The 15,176-nt window shown below is 53.1% G+C and carries 13 protein-coding genes; 10 read left to right on the top strand and 3 right to left on the bottom strand.

The window, feature by feature from the left end; all coding sequences use genetic code 11:
- Positions 1-20 precede the first annotated feature (20 nt).
- Positions 21-683 carry a GMP/IMP nucleotidase gene (yrfG, locus tag V6U78_RS05305; RefSeq protein WP_405338170.1) on the top strand — a complete coding sequence of 221 codons (663 nt, stop codon included), beginning with the start codon at positions 21-23 and terminating at the stop codon, positions 681-683.
- 91 nt (positions 684-774) lie between these two features.
- Here yrfG and V6U78_RS05300 read toward each other — a convergent pair whose 3' ends face one another.
- Positions 775-1,347, bottom strand: coding sequence for a PIN domain-containing protein (locus tag V6U78_RS05300; protein WP_405338168.1), 573 nt, complete (start codon positions 1,345-1,347; stop codon positions 775-777).
- Entirely contained in the window at positions 1,347-1,799 is a 453-nt protein-coding gene (locus V6U78_RS05295; protein WP_405338166.1) for a helix-turn-helix domain-containing protein, read from the bottom strand. Before V6U78_RS05295 ends, V6U78_RS05300 begins: the two co-directional genes overlap by 1 nt.
- 256 nt (positions 1,800-2,055) lie before the next feature.
- Between V6U78_RS05295 and V6U78_RS05290 the strand changes: the two genes are divergently transcribed.
- The 7 genes from V6U78_RS05290 to parE all read left to right on the top strand — a co-directional run bounded on the left by V6U78_RS05290 (position 2,056) and on the right by parE (position 10,941).
- On the top strand, positions 2,056-2,457 hold the full coding sequence (locus V6U78_RS05290; RefSeq protein ID WP_405338164.1) for an RNA-binding S4 domain-containing protein: 402 nt from the start codon (positions 2,056-2,058) through the stop codon (positions 2,455-2,457).
- 163 nt (positions 2,458-2,620) lie between these two features.
- Positions 2,621-3,475 carry an Hsp33 family molecular chaperone HslO gene (hslO, locus tag V6U78_RS05285; protein WP_405338772.1) on the top strand — a complete coding sequence of 285 codons (855 nt, stop codon included), beginning with the start codon at positions 2,621-2,623 and terminating at the stop codon, positions 3,473-3,475.
- Between the two features lie 309 nt (positions 3,476-3,784).
- Complete coding sequence (locus V6U78_RS05280) at positions 3,785-5,323, top strand: phosphoenolpyruvate carboxykinase (RefSeq protein WP_405338162.1); 1,539 nt, start codon at positions 3,785-3,787, stop codon at positions 5,321-5,323.
- 216 nt (positions 5,324-5,539) lie between these two features.
- Complete coding sequence (pyp, locus tag V6U78_RS05275; RefSeq protein ID WP_405338160.1) at positions 5,540-5,917, top strand: photoactive yellow protein; 378 nt, start codon at positions 5,540-5,542, stop codon at positions 5,915-5,917.
- 160 nt (positions 5,918-6,077) lie between these two features.
- Positions 6,078-7,352 (top strand): AMP-binding protein, encoded by a 1,275-nt coding sequence (locus tag V6U78_RS05270; RefSeq protein ID WP_405338158.1) that lies wholly within the window; start codon positions 6,078-6,080, stop codon positions 7,350-7,352.
- Complete coding sequence (locus V6U78_RS05265; protein WP_405338156.1) at positions 7,349-8,926, top strand: HAL/PAL/TAL family ammonia-lyase; 1,578 nt, start codon at positions 7,349-7,351, stop codon at positions 8,924-8,926. Before V6U78_RS05270 ends, V6U78_RS05265 begins: the two co-directional genes overlap by 4 nt.
- Positions 8,927-9,057: 131 nt before the next feature.
- On the top strand, positions 9,058-10,941 hold the full coding sequence (gene parE / locus V6U78_RS05260) for a DNA topoisomerase IV subunit B (RefSeq protein WP_405338153.1): 1,884 nt from the start codon (positions 9,058-9,060) through the stop codon (positions 10,939-10,941).
- 127 nt (positions 10,942-11,068) lie between these two features.
- Here the strand turns inward: parE and V6U78_RS05255 are convergent, their stop codons facing one another.
- The gene (locus tag V6U78_RS05255; RefSeq protein ID WP_405338150.1) at positions 11,069-11,878 is read right to left on the bottom strand and encodes a nuclease-related domain-containing protein; all 810 of its coding nucleotides are present in this window, start codon (positions 11,876-11,878) and stop codon (positions 11,069-11,071) included.
- A 146-nt stretch (positions 11,879-12,024) separates the two neighbouring features.
- Between V6U78_RS05255 and parC the strand changes: the two genes are divergently transcribed.
- Positions 12,025-14,289, top strand: coding sequence for a DNA topoisomerase IV subunit A (parC, locus tag V6U78_RS05250; protein WP_405338147.1), 2,265 nt, complete (start codon positions 12,025-12,027; stop codon positions 14,287-14,289).
- Positions 14,289-15,176 carry a glutamate racemase gene (gene murI, locus V6U78_RS05245; RefSeq protein ID WP_405338144.1) on the top strand — a complete coding sequence of 296 codons (888 nt, stop codon included), beginning with the start codon at positions 14,289-14,291 and terminating at the stop codon, positions 15,174-15,176. Before parC ends, murI begins: the two co-directional genes overlap by 1 nt.

The following is a 15,176-nucleotide window of genomic DNA, read 5'->3' as shown; positions in this document are numbered from 1 at the left end:
CCGCCTCGTGGGAGGGCTTGATGATAGACTGGCAGAGCATCGAAACAGTGCTACTGGATATGGATGGTACACTGCTTGATTTGCATTTTGATAGCCATTTCTGGCTAGAGCATTTGCCCTTACGCTATGCTGAGCTCCACCAGCTGGATGCAGCTTCAGCAAAGGCTGAGCTTATACCACAAATCATGGCAGAAAAAGGTCAGCTCAACTGGTACAGCCTTGATTACTGGTCTGAGCGTTTGGGGGTCGATATTGTGGCGCTCAAAAAAGAGATCCAGCACTTGATTGGCTTTCGTGCCGATGCGCTGGACTTTTTGCAGTGGCTCCATCAGGCCCATCCGCGTGTTATTTTGGCTACCAATGCAGATCGTAAAAGTCTGGCACTCAAGCTGGCTTTAACTGGGCTGGATGCCTATGTCGAGCAGATTGTCAGCTCAGCCGATTGCGGCATTCCTAAAGAAGAGCAGGGGTATTGGGAGGCCTTGCAGCAGGTCGTGCCCTTTGACCCGCAGACCACCTTACTGATTGATGATAACGAAGACGTCCTGGCCTCAGCTGAACGCTATGGCATCCGCTGGCTGATCACCATCAATCAACCCGATAGCCAATTGCCTATCCGCCAGTTGACCGAATATCCAGCCGTCACCCGTTTTGCCGAGCTTGAGCCGGTGAATCGGCCTTAGGCTAGGAGTGGTATCAGAGAGTACGCAAACGCGCCAAGAGCTCCTTGCGGATTGATCTTCGTAGCATTCACATAGCGGGCCTCTGATCAACTTAGATCATTTTTAGCAGCGGTCTGAGTTTGGAGACCGCTTCTGGAAGTCTTTGTTTCAAAAGCAGATCTAGGTACTCATCGGCAGAGAAAGGTGGGTTTTTCATACCTGTTCGGTGCTTGCGAACCGCTTCGATCACTGCACCAATATTCAGCTCTACCAGATCAGAAATAAAGTCATCCGGGTGAATGGCTTTCAGATTGTAACCCCTTAGCACTTCATCAGGAAAATCCTTGAGATTAAAGGTCACAATTGCTTCTGCCCGCGTCTGTACAGCAGCAGCAACAACATGCCGGTCATCTGGATCTGGCAAATCTATAGCAGGTATCAGGCTTTCATAACCTTCAACCAAACAGCCAGGAACATTCTTATTCATCAGGCTGCGAACCTTATCGAGCTGAGCTTCTTTCAAGTCCGGGCGATTTTTAAGTAGGTTGCGTATCCATTCTTTATGGATGTCTTCAGACCATCGAGCACGGAATTGTCCGCTGAGCGCCAAGTACATCAATAGGCTGCGCAGTGGTGCCGGATACATGACACAGGCATCATAAACAACTGTATAGTTCGAGCTCATCAGTAACCCAGCCCAAGTTCCTGATCCAGAGCAGTCAACTCTTCCAGTGCCTGCAGCCGTTTTTGCTCAAGCTCATCTTGATAATGCCGTAAATCTGCAAAGCGCACCTTACGGCGATTGCCAGAACGATGAAAAGGGATTTCTCCATCATCCAACAGCTTAATCAGGGTTGGCCGCGAGACATTGAGTAGGTCAGCCGCTTCTTGAGTAGTCAGTTCTGCATGGATGGGCACCAGCTTAACGGTGTTGCCCTCACCTAGCTCGGTCAGTACATCGACCAGCATACGCAGTGCGCTCACTGGCATGTTCACCGTGTGGGTTTCGCCACTTTGATCCTGAACGGAAAAAGTTTGAACCTCTGCCTTGGTTTCTAAGATGGCAGCTAGCTCCTGACTGCAGAGTTTTGCTAGTGCTGCTTCTTGGGCTGAAGGAAGTTGACTTTGTGTTTGCATGATACTTCTCCTAAAGCGCTTTATTCGAATTATTCGAAAATATCGGGCGTAAAGCAACCACTTTTATCAAATAGTTTGGCAAAAAACAGAGTCAATCCTTTTCGATTCGGGCGGTGGTATCAGGGGATGACTTTGACGGTTTTCTGGGTAAAGTAGTCGCGGGTTGTTGCTTATAGATAAGGCTGGCATTATACCCAGCTTAATGACAGTGGGATCACAAGTGCTTTTGCATTCCCTTTTGAAGAGAGAAAAGAAAATGTCCTCCACGCCTGCTTCCGCCGTGCGCCTTGATAAGTGGTTATGGGCTGCCCGCTTCTATAAAACTCGCTCATTGGCCAAAACAGCGATTGAAAAAGGGCAGGTGCTCTATCAAGGGCAGCGCCCCAAGGTCAGTCGAGAGGTTGAAGTGGGTGCTCACTTGGTGATCACGCAAGGCTGGGATCAAAAAGAAGTTGAAGTGCTGGGACTCTCTAGCCAGCGTGGACCAGCCAGTGTTGCACAGCAGCTGTATCAGGAAACAGCGGCCAGCCAAGCCAAGCGCGCTGCTGTAGCAGAGCAGCGGCGTTTACAGGCTACAGGCTTGAGTGCACCTGAGCAGCGTCCAGATAAAAAGTCGCGGCGTCAAATTCATCGCTTCAAGCGCCAAGATGCGTCTTGAGCTGCTGCTTGGCGCGGGATCGCGGGTCAAAATTGCGCTGTAAGACTACAGCTTAGCCTGCAAGTCAGTTAAAATGGCTTCATCCATCTCCAGGGTGCGCCCTGACATCTTTATTCTCTAACGAAGTGTGATCTCCATGACCAGTCCGACCCTGCCTTCTGCCCTGCCAGATCAGGTGCAGCGTTTTTTATTTGATCAGGCTGCTGTACGCGGTGAGTTGGTACAGCTGCATGCCAGCTATCAAGAAGTGCTGAAGCGCCATGATTATCCGCCGATCATTGAACGCTATTTAGGCGAGATGCTGGCCGCTGCCGCTTTGTTGACGGCGACGGTGAAGCTTGAAGGGACGCTGACAATGGAAGTGCGTGGCTCAGGCGAGCTACAGCTGTTGATGGCTGAGTGTAATACTGGCGCTCAGGGTGGTGATCAGCTGCGTGCCATTGCACGTTTTGATGCAGGTTTGCAGGGTGAGACCTGGAACCAATTGACTTCAGGTGGGCAGTTGGTGATTACGCTGGACCCAGCTGAAGGACAGCGTTATCAAGGCATCGTTGCACTGGATCAGCCAAGTCTGGCGGCCAGCCTAGAAAGCTATTTTGCCACTTCAGAGCAGTTACCAACCCATCTGTGGCTGGCGGCGAATGGACAGTCAGCGGGTGGCTTGCTGCTGCAAAAACTACCTGATGATGCGCAGAACCTTGATCCTGATGCTTGGGAGCGCAGTATTCAGCTGGCATCTACAGTAAAGGATGAAGAGCTACTCGAACTGGATCAGCTGACACTGCTACATCGCCTCTATCATGAAGAGCAGCTGCGTGTTTTTGATCCCAAGCCGCTGGCTTTTGGCTGTACCTGCTCGCGCGAGCGCCTAGCGAATGCTTTGATTGCACTCGGTCCGCAGGATTTGCTGAGCTTGCTCGAAGAGCAGTCTCCACTGACGACCCAGTGTCATTTTTGCAATACCGAATACCGCTTTACGGCAGCAGACTGGCCAGAGCTAGGACACAAGCTGCACTAGGTCGCGTGTTGGCACGGCCGTGCTTCTATCAAGAAAATTGATCTTGATCAAGAATTGATAAGCAGAATTGATGTAGTGGTTGCTGATTAAAAAATGACCACGTATGGGTTGGGGTGCTGAATCTTTGGCTGAGTCTTTTGATTTACAAGCCTTTTGTGTTTGTAATGGTTTTACAAAAGATTTTGGTCACGTTTTTTATCAGATCGGCCACTTCGCCCACCCTGTTTTTTTTGGCATAATCGCGCTCACTTTTCGGGCGCAGTTCAGTGAAACCGTCCCACAATAACGACGAACTTAAACGAGAACGCTGTGAAAAATCATACCAATCTTAGTAATGCTCAACTGATTGAACTGGCCATCCAACGGGGTGAAGGACATCTCGCTACCAATGGTGCCCTAGTCGTAAATACAGGACAGCGCACTGGGCGTTCTCCTCTGGATCGCTTTATTGTTGATGAGCCTTCCACTTCTGCGCAGATCGAATGGGGACAGATCAACCGTCCTTTCAGCGCTGAAAAATTCGCCGCCCTGTGGACGCGCGTTGAAGCCTATCTGCAAGAAAAAGAGCACTTTGTCTCTGAGCTGCACGTGGGTTCTGACCCTGCTCACTACCTGCCTGTGCGCGTCAATACAGAAACCGCGTGGCACAACCTTTTTGGTCGCACGCTGTTTATCCGCCCTGAGGTTTACAACCCCAGCAGCAAAAATGAGTGGACTATTATCAACGCCGCGCATTTTGAGTGTGATCCAGCGCGTGATGGCACCCACTCAGATGGCTGTGTGATCATCAACTTTGCTGAGCGTAAAGTGTTGATCGCCGGTATGCGCTATGCCGGTGAGATGAAAAAGGCGATGTTCTCAGTGCAGAACTTCCTGCTGCCAGATGCCGATGTGCTGCCCATGCACTGCTCTGCCAACGTGGGTGAAGATGGCGAAACCACGCTCTTCTTTGGTCTCTCTGGTACAGGGAAAACCACGCTGTCTGCCGATCCATCGCGCTTCCTGATTGGGGATGACGAGCATGGCTGGGGTGTGGGCACAGTGTTCAATATTGAAGGCGGCTGCTATGCCAAGTGTATTGACCTGTCGCAGAAGAATGAGCCTATTATCTGGGATGCGATTCGCTTTGGTGCCGTGCTTGAAAACGTCGTATTGAATGATCGTCGTGAGCCAAACTATGCGGACGATAGCCTGACGCAAAACTCGCGTGCGGCTTATCCATTGGAGCATGTGGCCAAGCGTGTCCCTGAAAACCGTGCTGGCGAGCCGAATGCAATCATCTTCCTGACTTGTGATATGAGTGGCGTTCTGCCGCCCGTAGCGATTCTGTCTAAAGAAGCGGCGGCCTATCACTTCTTATCAGGCTACACCGCGAAGGTGGGTTCTACTGAGATGGGATCAACCTCAGGCTTGGAAGCGACCTTCTCAACCTGCTTTGGCGCTCCTTTCTTCCCACGTCCAGCGCGTGTCTATGCTGATCTGTTGATGAAGCGTATTGAGGCCTTTGGTTCACGCGTTTACCTGGTCAACACAGGTTGGACAGGTGGTGCCTATGGTCAGGGTGGCAGCCGCTTCAGCATTCCAACCACGCGCGCAATCGTCAACGCGGTACAAAACGGTGCGCTGGCTGAGGTTGAAACGCAAAAGCTGGGTGTGCTGAATATGGAAGTGCCTGTCAGTGTTCCTGGTGTAGATTCTAGCCTGCTCAACCCACGTGAAACCTGGGCTGATCAAGCTGCCTATGATCGTCAGGCGCAAGAGTTGGCTTCGATGTTTATCGAGAACTTCCGTAAGTTCTCAGGTGTGGATGAAGCCATCATTAAAGCAGGCCCTGATCTCAAGGCTTAAGCCGCAGGTTTGACCCATCTGCTTTTTGTGAAAACCGCCGACCTGTTCGGCGGTTTTTTTATGCTTTTTTTCAACCTCCTGTTGGTGCTGGATAAGGCTTTTTCTGTACAACAAAGTTCTGTAAAGACTTGTACAGCTACTTGACCATAACTTGTACAGCTGTCATTCTGCTTGGGTCGTCAACATTCGTTTTATTTGAATCAATGGGAGTGATTTATGGAAGTCTTATCTTTTGGTGCAGACAATATTGAGAATAGCTTGGCCAAGATGTCGGCGCAGCAGTTGGATCAAGTGGCTTTTGGTGCCATTCAGCTGGATGCACAGGGCAAGATTTTGCAGTACAACGCGGCTGAAGGGGATATTACTGGTCGTAATCCAAGTCAGGTGATCGGCAAGAGTTTCTTCAGTGAGGTGGCGCCTTGTACGAATCGTCCTGAGTTTAAAGGGCGCTTTGATCAGGGTGTACGCTCTGGTGATTTGAATGTGATGTTTGAGTACACCTTTGACTATGAGATGAAGCCAACCAAGGTCAAGGTGCATATGAAAAAAGCTCTGACAGGTGATAGCTACTGGGTGTTTGTTAAGCGTTTGTAGTGTATTGCTGTATCCAGAACACCTCTGATTCACTCGTGTGGCTGGTGATACTTTATTGAAGTTGACCAGCGCTCACGATGTTGGTCAGAGGTTCCTGCGTATCCAGCTGATGGGGCTGTTCAGTCAGGTAAAAGTGCAGTAAAGACCAGTGAGGCGAACCATGATCCCACAAGAAGTATCCAGCACCGAGCTGCTGACACAGCCCCTTGTTTTGGCCGTGATCCAATCTCTGGTGGCTGCAGAGCTCAAATCGCTGCGACCTCAGCAGGCCAATCAGATTTTTGCAGAAGACTGGTCTGCGGCAACTCAGCTGCAGTCACGCCCTGGTGCTTCTGCGGACCTGTGTCTGCAAGTGGATTCTATCGAGCGCATGGCTTTGGCAACGGCGTTGGTTGATTTTTTTCAGTTAGCAGAAAGTGGTTTAGAAGACTATCTGCTGCGCTGGAATACCTTAGGCCAGTGGGCCGATTTAGTCATCGAAGCCCGCCGTCGTGGCAGCCAAGATCTGCACTTTCTGACCTCAGGAACAGCGGGTGAGCCTAAGGTCTGCGCACATGCTTGGCCTCAGCTGGTTGAAGAAGTGCGTTTCTTTGCAGCAGAGTTTGAGCGGCAGATGCCAGGCCCGCCGCAGCGTCTTTTGGCGCTCAGTCCTTGTCACCATATCTATGGTTTTCTTTTTAGTGTGCTACTGGCGGCCCATTGGCAGGTTCCGGTGGTTCGTGGTCAGGCTGCTTTTTTTGCTGTGCAGGCGCGGCGCTTAAAGGCAGGTGATGTTCTGGTGGGTTACCCACTGGTGTGGAAGCATCTGGCACGCAACCAGCAGCCTTTTCCGCCTGGCGTATTGGGGCTGACATCCACGGCGCCCTGTGATCCGCTGCTGATCCATCAGCTGCTCAATCAGGGTTTGGGTCAGATGATCGAGATCTATGGCTCGAGTGAAACCGCTGGCGTGGGCTGGCGCTGCCACCCTGAGCAGCCATTTGAGCTTCTGCCTCGTTGGGAAGCCAGCGCTCAGCCGCATCAGTTGGTTGATCACCACACCCAGCAGCAACAGCAGCTCAGTGATGCGCTGGAGTGGCAGGATGCGCGCCATTTTTATCCACGCGGTCGCTTAGATGCTGCTGTACAAGTCGCTGGTGTGAATGTTTTTCCGCAGCGCATTGCGCGTCAATTGGCGGCCTTGCCCGGCGTCCATCAAGCTCAGGTGCGTCTGATGCAGCCACATGAAGGTGAGCGCTTGAAGGCCTTTATTGTTTTAAACCAGCCAGAGCAGCAGGCTGAGATGTTGGTGAAGTTGCAGGCTTATTGCGCAGACCACCTCAGCCCTCCCGAAAGGCCTGTTGCTTTTACCTTTGGTACCAGCTGCCCAGTGAATGCCTTGGGCAAACCCAGTGACTGGCCGATCTCCTCTTCTGCTGAATGGATCAATTCGTGAAGAATGCCAACTCTTGTATCACCCTGGCTGTTGATCAGCCGCTGACACCTCTAGCGCTTGAGCAGATTGCCTTTGGTGCTGCAATGCAGCTTAGTACAGGGCATTGGCAGGCGATTGCACGTTGCCGTGATTTTTTGCAGCAATTGATTCAGCAAAAGCGCCGCATCTATGGTGTGACGACAGGCTATGGGCCGCTGGCCAATACCTATGTTGACCCCGAGGCTTCTGCGGCTTTACAGCAGGGCTTGGTGTTTCATCTCAGTAGTGGCACTGGTCCTTTGTTGAGTCCCATCCAGACGCGGGCCATTATGGCTGCACGAGTGGCAACCCTGGCCCGCGGCCATTCTGCGATTCGCCCTGAGGCTTTAAAGCTGGTGTTGGATTGCTTAGCGCATCAGCTGATTCCGCAGGTCCCTGCTATTGGCACAGTCGGGGCCAGTGGTGATCTGACACCCTTGGCGCATATCACCTTGGCTTTGATGGGGCAGGGGCAGGTGTGGCTGAAAGAGCAGGTGATGCCAGCACAGGAAGCCTTGGCGGCTTGCGGGCTGACTCCCTTGCATCCAGAAGGGAAGGATGCGCTGGCGCTGGTGAATGGCACAGCGGCGATGACGGGTATTGCGGCATTAAATGCGTGTCAAGCCGAGCGCTTACTGGAATTGTCGCTGGTACTGACTGGCGCTTATGGCGAAGTTTTAAACGGTCATCTTGAGGCCTTGCAGCCAGGTTTGGCGATACTGCGCCCGCATGCAGGTCAGCTCTGGGCTCAGCAGCAGCTATTAAAAATCTGTAGTGATAGTCAGCGATTACAACCCGTCACCCAGCCACCGCCGCGCCTGCCTGAAGATCTGCCTAGTGGTCGTGCGCGTCACCAGCAGCCACTGCCGCAAGATGCCTATACCTTTCGTTGCGCGCCTCAGCATTTGGGCGCAGTGAAAGCCAGTGTCGATTTTCATCAGGAATGTGTCGCCACCGAGCTGTGGTCGGTGACGGATAATCCGCTCTTTTTGCCCGAGACAGGCGAAGTGCTGCACGGCGGGAACTTCTTTGGACAGCAGATCGCTTTTGCCGCTGATGCACTGAATAATGCGCTGATCACGCTGGCGGTGCATAGTGAACGCCGCCTCGCACGCTTGACTGATGTGACTTTGAATCAGGGCTTGCCTCCCTTCTTACGTGGCAATCAAAATGGCCTGCATAGCGGCATGATGGGCGCGCAGGTTACGGCCACTGCGCTGGTTGCTGAAATGCGCACTCAGGCACATCCAGCCAGCATTCAATCTATCCCGACCAATGCCAATAATCAGGATGTTGTCACCTTGGGCACCTTGGTCGCACGGCGTTGTGCCACCAGCTTAGAACGCTTGAGTGAGGTGCTGGCGATTGAGTCCTTTGCCTTGGCGCAAGCCATAGAGCTGCGTGGCGGCCCAGAAGCGGGCTTTTCACGCTCAGCACAAGCCCTGCATCGCCGTGTTCGTGCGATCAGCGCGCCCTTAGAAGATGATCGCCCTTTAGCACCAGATATTCAGCGCTTGAGTCAGCATTGGTTGCTGCCAGATCACGGGTTTGTTTAAGGTATCCTAGCGCTTCAGCCCTCGACAAAAGCGCTTTGTCGAGGCACACTAGCGCCCCTTAACTGATTAAATAACCAGTGATGTGAGTTGCCTGTCCTGCGGGCAATTCGCCTCGGTAGGATAAAAGCCCGATGACCCAGTACGATGCCCGCGCGATTGAAGTCCTCACTGGCCTTGATCCAGTGCGTAAACGCCCCGGAATGTATACCGACACCAGCCGCCCCAACCATCTGGCGCAAGAGGTGATTGATAACAGTGTGGACGAAGCCCTAGCGGGTCATGCCAGCGAAATTCGCGTCACGCTGCACGCCGATCACAGCTTGAGCGTACAGGATAACGGGCGTGGAATGCCGACGGATATTCATCCAGAGCAGGGGGTGCCGGGTGTCGAACTGATCCTGACTCGCCTGCATGCGGGTGGCAAGTTTTCCAATCAGAACTATGAGTTTTCTGGCGGTTTGCATGGCGTCGGGGTTTCTGTTGTGAATGCCCTCTCGCATCGGCTCGAGGTCGAGGTGAAGCGCGATGGTCAGATCAGCAAAATGAGCTTTGCCGGGGGTGACAAGGCCAGCGAACTCGAAGTGATCGGTCGTTGTGCCAAAAAAGACACAGGAACGCTGCTGCGTTTCTGGGTAGACCCACAGTATTTTGACTCTCCCCGCTATTCCCTCCCGCGCCTCAAGCATTTGCTGCGCGCTAAGGCTGTCCTTTGCCCTGGCTTACGCGTTGTTTTTGTGCAGGAGCAGGAAGCCACCGAAGAAGTCTGGTGCTATGAAGCTGGGCTCACCGACTATCTGCATCAGGCTTGTACCGAATACACCACCTTGCCTGAAGCGGCTTTTGCTGGTGCTTTTAAAGGCGAAAAAGAAGCCGTGGATTGGGCCGTGCTCTGGCTACCCGAGGGTGGTGAGCTGCTGCAAGAAAGCTACGTCAACCTGATTCCCACGCCACAAGGTGGCACCCATGTGAACGGCTTGCGTACCGGACTTTTGGATGCGCTGCGCGATTTTTGTGAATACCGCAACCTGTTGCCGCGTGGCGTCAAGCTGACAGCGGATGATCTCTGGCAGGATTGTGCTTTTGTGCTGTCGCTGAAGATGCAAGAGCCGCAATTTGCCGGCCAGACCAAAGAACGCCTGTCATCGCGCCAAAGTGCGACCTTTGTCAGTGGTGTGCTGAAGGATGCCTTTTCCCTCTGGTTGAATCAGCACACGCTTGAGGCCGAAGCCTTGGCGGAGTTGGTGCTGAGTCGGGCCAATCGCCGCCTCAAAGCGGCCAAAAAGGTGGTGCGTAAAAAGATCACCCAAGGCCCAGCCTTGCCCGGAAAACTCGCCGACTGTTCGGGAACGGAGATCGCCCAGAGTGAGCTGTTTCTGGTCGAAGGTGATTCGGCCGGTGGCTCGGCCAAGCAAGCACGTGATCGTACCTTTCAAGCCATCATGCCCTTGCGGGGCAAGATCTTAAATACTTGGGAGGTAGATTCGAGCGAGATTCTCGCCTCGCAGGAAGTGCATGATATCGCTGTGGCTCTGGGTATCGATCCAGGCAGCGAGGATCTGAGTGGCCTGCGTTATGGCAAGGTCTGTATTCTGGCGGATGCGGATTCCGATGGCCTGCATATTGCCACCTTGTTGTGTGCGCTCTTTTTGCGCCACTTTCCTGCTCTGGTTGAGCGGGGGCATGTCTATGTGGCTATGCCGCCCTTGTATCGGATCGATTGCGGCAAAGAAGTCTTCTATGCCTTGGATGATCAGGAAAAAGAAGCGGTGCTCGATCGCCTCTCGCAGCGTTCAGGCAAGATCAATGTGCAGCGCTTTAAAGGCCTAGGTGAGATGAATCCAATGCAGTTGCGCGAGACAACCATGGCACCAGATACACGCCGCCTTGTGCAACTGGTGCGTGAAGAAGAAGATCAGGCGATGCAGTTGTTGGATATGCTGCTGGCCAAAAAGCGGGCGGCTGATCGTAAACAGTGGTTAGAAACCAAAGGCAATTTGGCACAGATCTCTGCTTAAGAAGCCTGACCTGCTCTCATGACGTTGATCAAAAGTTTTTAATAGAAACCAAGCCACCCTGCTTGGGGTGGCTGAAAGCCTGATGCTGGGTGCTCAGGAGATGCTTGCGCTCAGGCCAATGGCGGGATTACTCGCTTTCAGAAGCGGATGGCATCGATTGGCGTCGACTGGGTTTGATATCGCGCGCCTTGATAATCTTCACCGGCAAAGTACTGTGGGCGCGCACTATTCCACGGCGTCCTGTAGCAGCAGGAGCACTTTCGGCACCAGGTTTGACGACCTCATCCACATTAGGATAGGTGCTGCGATCGATCTCATTGCCCTGAATGCAATCTGCGATGGCATACATATCTGAGCTGGAAATCTTGAAGGTATCCAGCCCGCCGTACATCTGAAATTCGCGCTTTTTATAAGCACTAAATGTACGGTTGATGCTCTGTGTCAGTGCTTCAACAAAGATGATGTTGGATTGGTTGATGCCGGTGCCAATAATGCTGCTTTTGATGGCTTGAATAAACAGCACATCAATCGGCATGTTTTCAAAGGTTTTTTGGCTGCCTTTGGCGCGAGTGAGCAGAGCATCGATCTGTTGTGTCAGCATCTCACGCAGATTGCGGCTGACATATTTGAACATCTCGATCGGGTTTTGCATCGCGACTTCACGGCCTTTAATGTTACGGCTCCATTCGCCACGATAGTTGACTTCGATCTTGCCATAAATGGTGCGGCTGTTGATCAGCGTAATGCCATAGCTATGAATGACAATATGATCAATATTCAGCGTGCGTTCTTCATCCATCGGCAAGCGGATATCATTCAGTACCAGCACATCTTCATTGTTTTTGAAGGCGTTACGTAGGCGGGTGGCGGCCTCAGCACAGGTTTCTTCTGAGCGAGGATCGGCATCAGGCCGGTGGATGTAGTCTTTTAAAATCATCGCTGCTCTCCCTTGATGGCCTTGGATTATAACCAGCGTCTCAGGGCAGGTATAGCGGCATTGACACAGCGAAACAAAGTTTATCCAGCAGGGGCTTCACGTTACACTAGCCTCTGATTCAAGATCCATTGAAAGGATGGTTTTTCATGACAGATGTGATTGATCGCCTTGACGATCAGTTCGAACGCCAAAGCCTGAGCCAGTACACCGAGAAGGCCTACCTCGATTACTCGATGTATGTGATTTTAGATCGCGCCTTACCCCATATTGGCGATGGTATGAAGCCAGTGCAAAGACGCATCGTCTACGCCATGAGTGAGTTGGGGCTATCGGCCCAGGCCAAGTATAAAAAATCGGCTCGAACGGTGGGGGATGTACTGGGTAAGTTTCATCCCCATGGCGATTCAGCCTGCTATGAAGCTATGGTGCTGATGGCTCAACCATTCAGCTATCGCTATCCCTTAGTCGATGGACAGGGCAACTGGGGCAGCCCAGATGATCCTAAGTCCTTTGCCGCGATGCGTTATACCGAATCCCGCTTGGCACGTTTTTCTGAGCTGCTGCTGAAGGAGCTTGGGCAGGGCACGGTGGATTGGGTGGCTAACTTTGATGGCTCGCTGATGGAGCCCAAGGTATTGCCAGCGCGCTTGCCACATGTGCTGCTCAACGGAGGCAGTGGTATTGCCGTGGGTATGGCAACGGATATCCCGCCACATAATGTGCATGAGATAGTGCAAGCCACTTTGCATCTGCTGCAGCAGCCTGAGGCCACAACAGAAGATCTGCTGCGTTATGTACAAGGGCCAGATTTCCCGACAGGGGCGCAGATCGTCACACCTGCGGCTGAAATGCGTCAGATGTATCGTACTGGTCGTGGCAGCGTGAAAAGCCGTGCGGTTTACCAGCTTGAAGAAGGCGAGATCGTGATTCAGGCACTGCCTTATCAAGTTTCGCCCAGTAAGGTGTTGGAGCAGATCGCGGCGCAGATGCAAGCCAAAAAACTCCCTTGGTTGGCGGATCTGCGTGATGAATCCGATCATGAAAACCCAGTGCGCTTGGTTTTAGTGCCGCGCTCGCAGCGTATTGATGTTGAGCCTTTGATGGCCCATCTGTTTGCCACCACGGATCTTGAAAAGAATCATCGCGTCAATATGAATGTGATCGGTCTAGATGGACGTCCTCAGGTCAAACCCCTGCATCAGATGCTGGGTGAGTGGCTGAAGTTTCGTCGCCATACCGTGACGCGGCGTATCGAGCATCGTCTGAATAAAGTCGAAGAGCGCCTGCATCTGTTGGCGGGCTTTTTGCTGGCCTACCTGCAGATCGATGAAGTGATCCGCATTATCCGCGAAGAAGATCATCCACAGCAGGTGTTGATGCGTCAGCTGGGTTTATCTGAGCGCCAAGCCAATGCGGTGTTGGATTTAAAACTGCGCCAATTGGCACGCTTGGAAGAAGAAAAACTGCGTGCTGAGCAAAACCAGCTGGGTCAGGAGCGAGACCAGTTGATGCAATGGCTAAAGCGCCCAGAAGCACTGGATGCCTTGATTGGTGATGAGCTGCGTGAAGCGGCCGCCGCCTTTGGTGATGGCCGCCGCTCTGCGCTGGTTAGTCAAGCACCCGAGGCCAAAGCTTTGAGTGAAATTGAGCTGCTGGGTGCTGATCCGATTACCGTAGTGGTCTCGCAAAAGGGCTGGATTCGTGCGGCCAAGGGCCATGATATCGACCCCGAGGGTTTGAGCTATAAGAGTGGCGATGGCTTTTTATTGGCCGCACGTGGCAAAACCAATCAGCAGCTGGTGTTGATGGATGATCAAGGTCGCAGCTATAGCCTTGCCGCCCATACTCTGCCTTCCGCGCGTGGGCAAGGCGAGCCCTTGACCAGTCGTTTACAACCGCCTGCTGGAGCTGAATTCCGTGGCTTGTTGATTGGGCAGGACTCACAGCTGACGCTGGTGGCCTCAGATGCGGGCTATGGTTTTATCACCTCACTGGCCGAGATGCAGAGTAAAAACAAAGCCGGTAAGGGTCTACTTACGCTACCGGCAGGGACAGAGGTGCTGTCTCCTGTGCTGCTGCCTGAATTGCCTTTAGAGCAGCTGAAGGTGGCGCTGGTTTCAAATGAAGGCCGTCTGCTGCTCTTCCCGATTACGGATCTGCCTCAGTTGAGCAAGGGTAAGGGCAATAAGATGCTTGATATCCCAACACGTCGGGCCACCAACCGTGAGGAGTTTGTCAAATCCTTGGTGGTGCTGGCCGCAGATCAGCCGTTGAAGGTGCGTTGTGGTCAGCGAGTGCTGACGCTTAAGCCGACAGATCTAGAACACTATCTGGGAGAGCGAGGTCGTCGTGGTACAAAGCTGCCGCGCGGTTTCCAGAAGGTGGATGCCTTGTTTGTTGAGGCTGACTAATGCATTGCGCCCAGCCTGTTCTGGTTTTTGATTCTGGTGTCGGGGGCCTGTCGATTATTCAAGCCCTGCGCGAGCGCCTGCCGGATCAGGGATTGGTCTACGCCTGTGATAACGCGGCCTTTCCTTATGGTACCAAGGATTCGCAGTGGCTGACTGAGCGGATACTGGCGGTGATTGCCCCCCTAGTGGAGCAGGTGCAACCCGCTCTTCTGGTGATCGCCTGCAACACGGCCAGCACGCTGGTGCTCGATCAGCTGCGACAGCGTTATCCTTTCCCGGTGGTGGGTGTGGTGCCAGCGATTAAGCCAGCCGCGGCGATGACGCGTACGGGAGTGATCGGCCTCTTGGCAACACAAGGCACAATCGAGCGCCCCTATACGCAGCAGCTGATCGATCAATTCGCTGCTGATTGTGAGGTGATCAAGGTGGGGGCTTCGGCGCTGGTTGAACTGGCCGAGCAGCAGCTGGCCGGTCAACCCGTTGCACAGGCTGATCTGCTGGCGGTGCTCTCGCCGCTATTGGCCTATCCGCGCTTGGATACACTGGTGCTGGGCTGTACGCACTTTCCCTTGCTCCAGCCTGAGTTGGATCAGGTGGCGCGGCAGGTTGGGCGTGAATGGCAGTGGATCGATTCCGGTGCGGCCATCGCTCGTCGAGTCTTGCATTTGCTGGAGCCTCTGGCGTGCCAAACTACACTGGTGCCGCAGTCGGTGATTCCCACTTGGATGACCGCGCCCTTAGCGCCAAACAGTCGTCTGCCTGTTTCGCTCGCACGGCGGGGTTTACAGCCTGATCCCCAGTTAATCAGGACGCTTGAGGCGGCTCCTCTCTCTCACTCTTTGGTGGCACCTGTGCCGCCTGTTTCTCTGTTTTCTTGCGAAGGATAA

The sequence above is a fragment of the Marinospirillum alkalitolerans genome (genome assembly GCF_045055655.1).
Lineage (GTDB): Bacteria > Pseudomonadota > Gammaproteobacteria > Pseudomonadales > Halomonadaceae > Marinospirillum > Marinospirillum alkalitolerans.
This window is presented reverse-complemented; position numbering and strand designations above follow the sequence as displayed.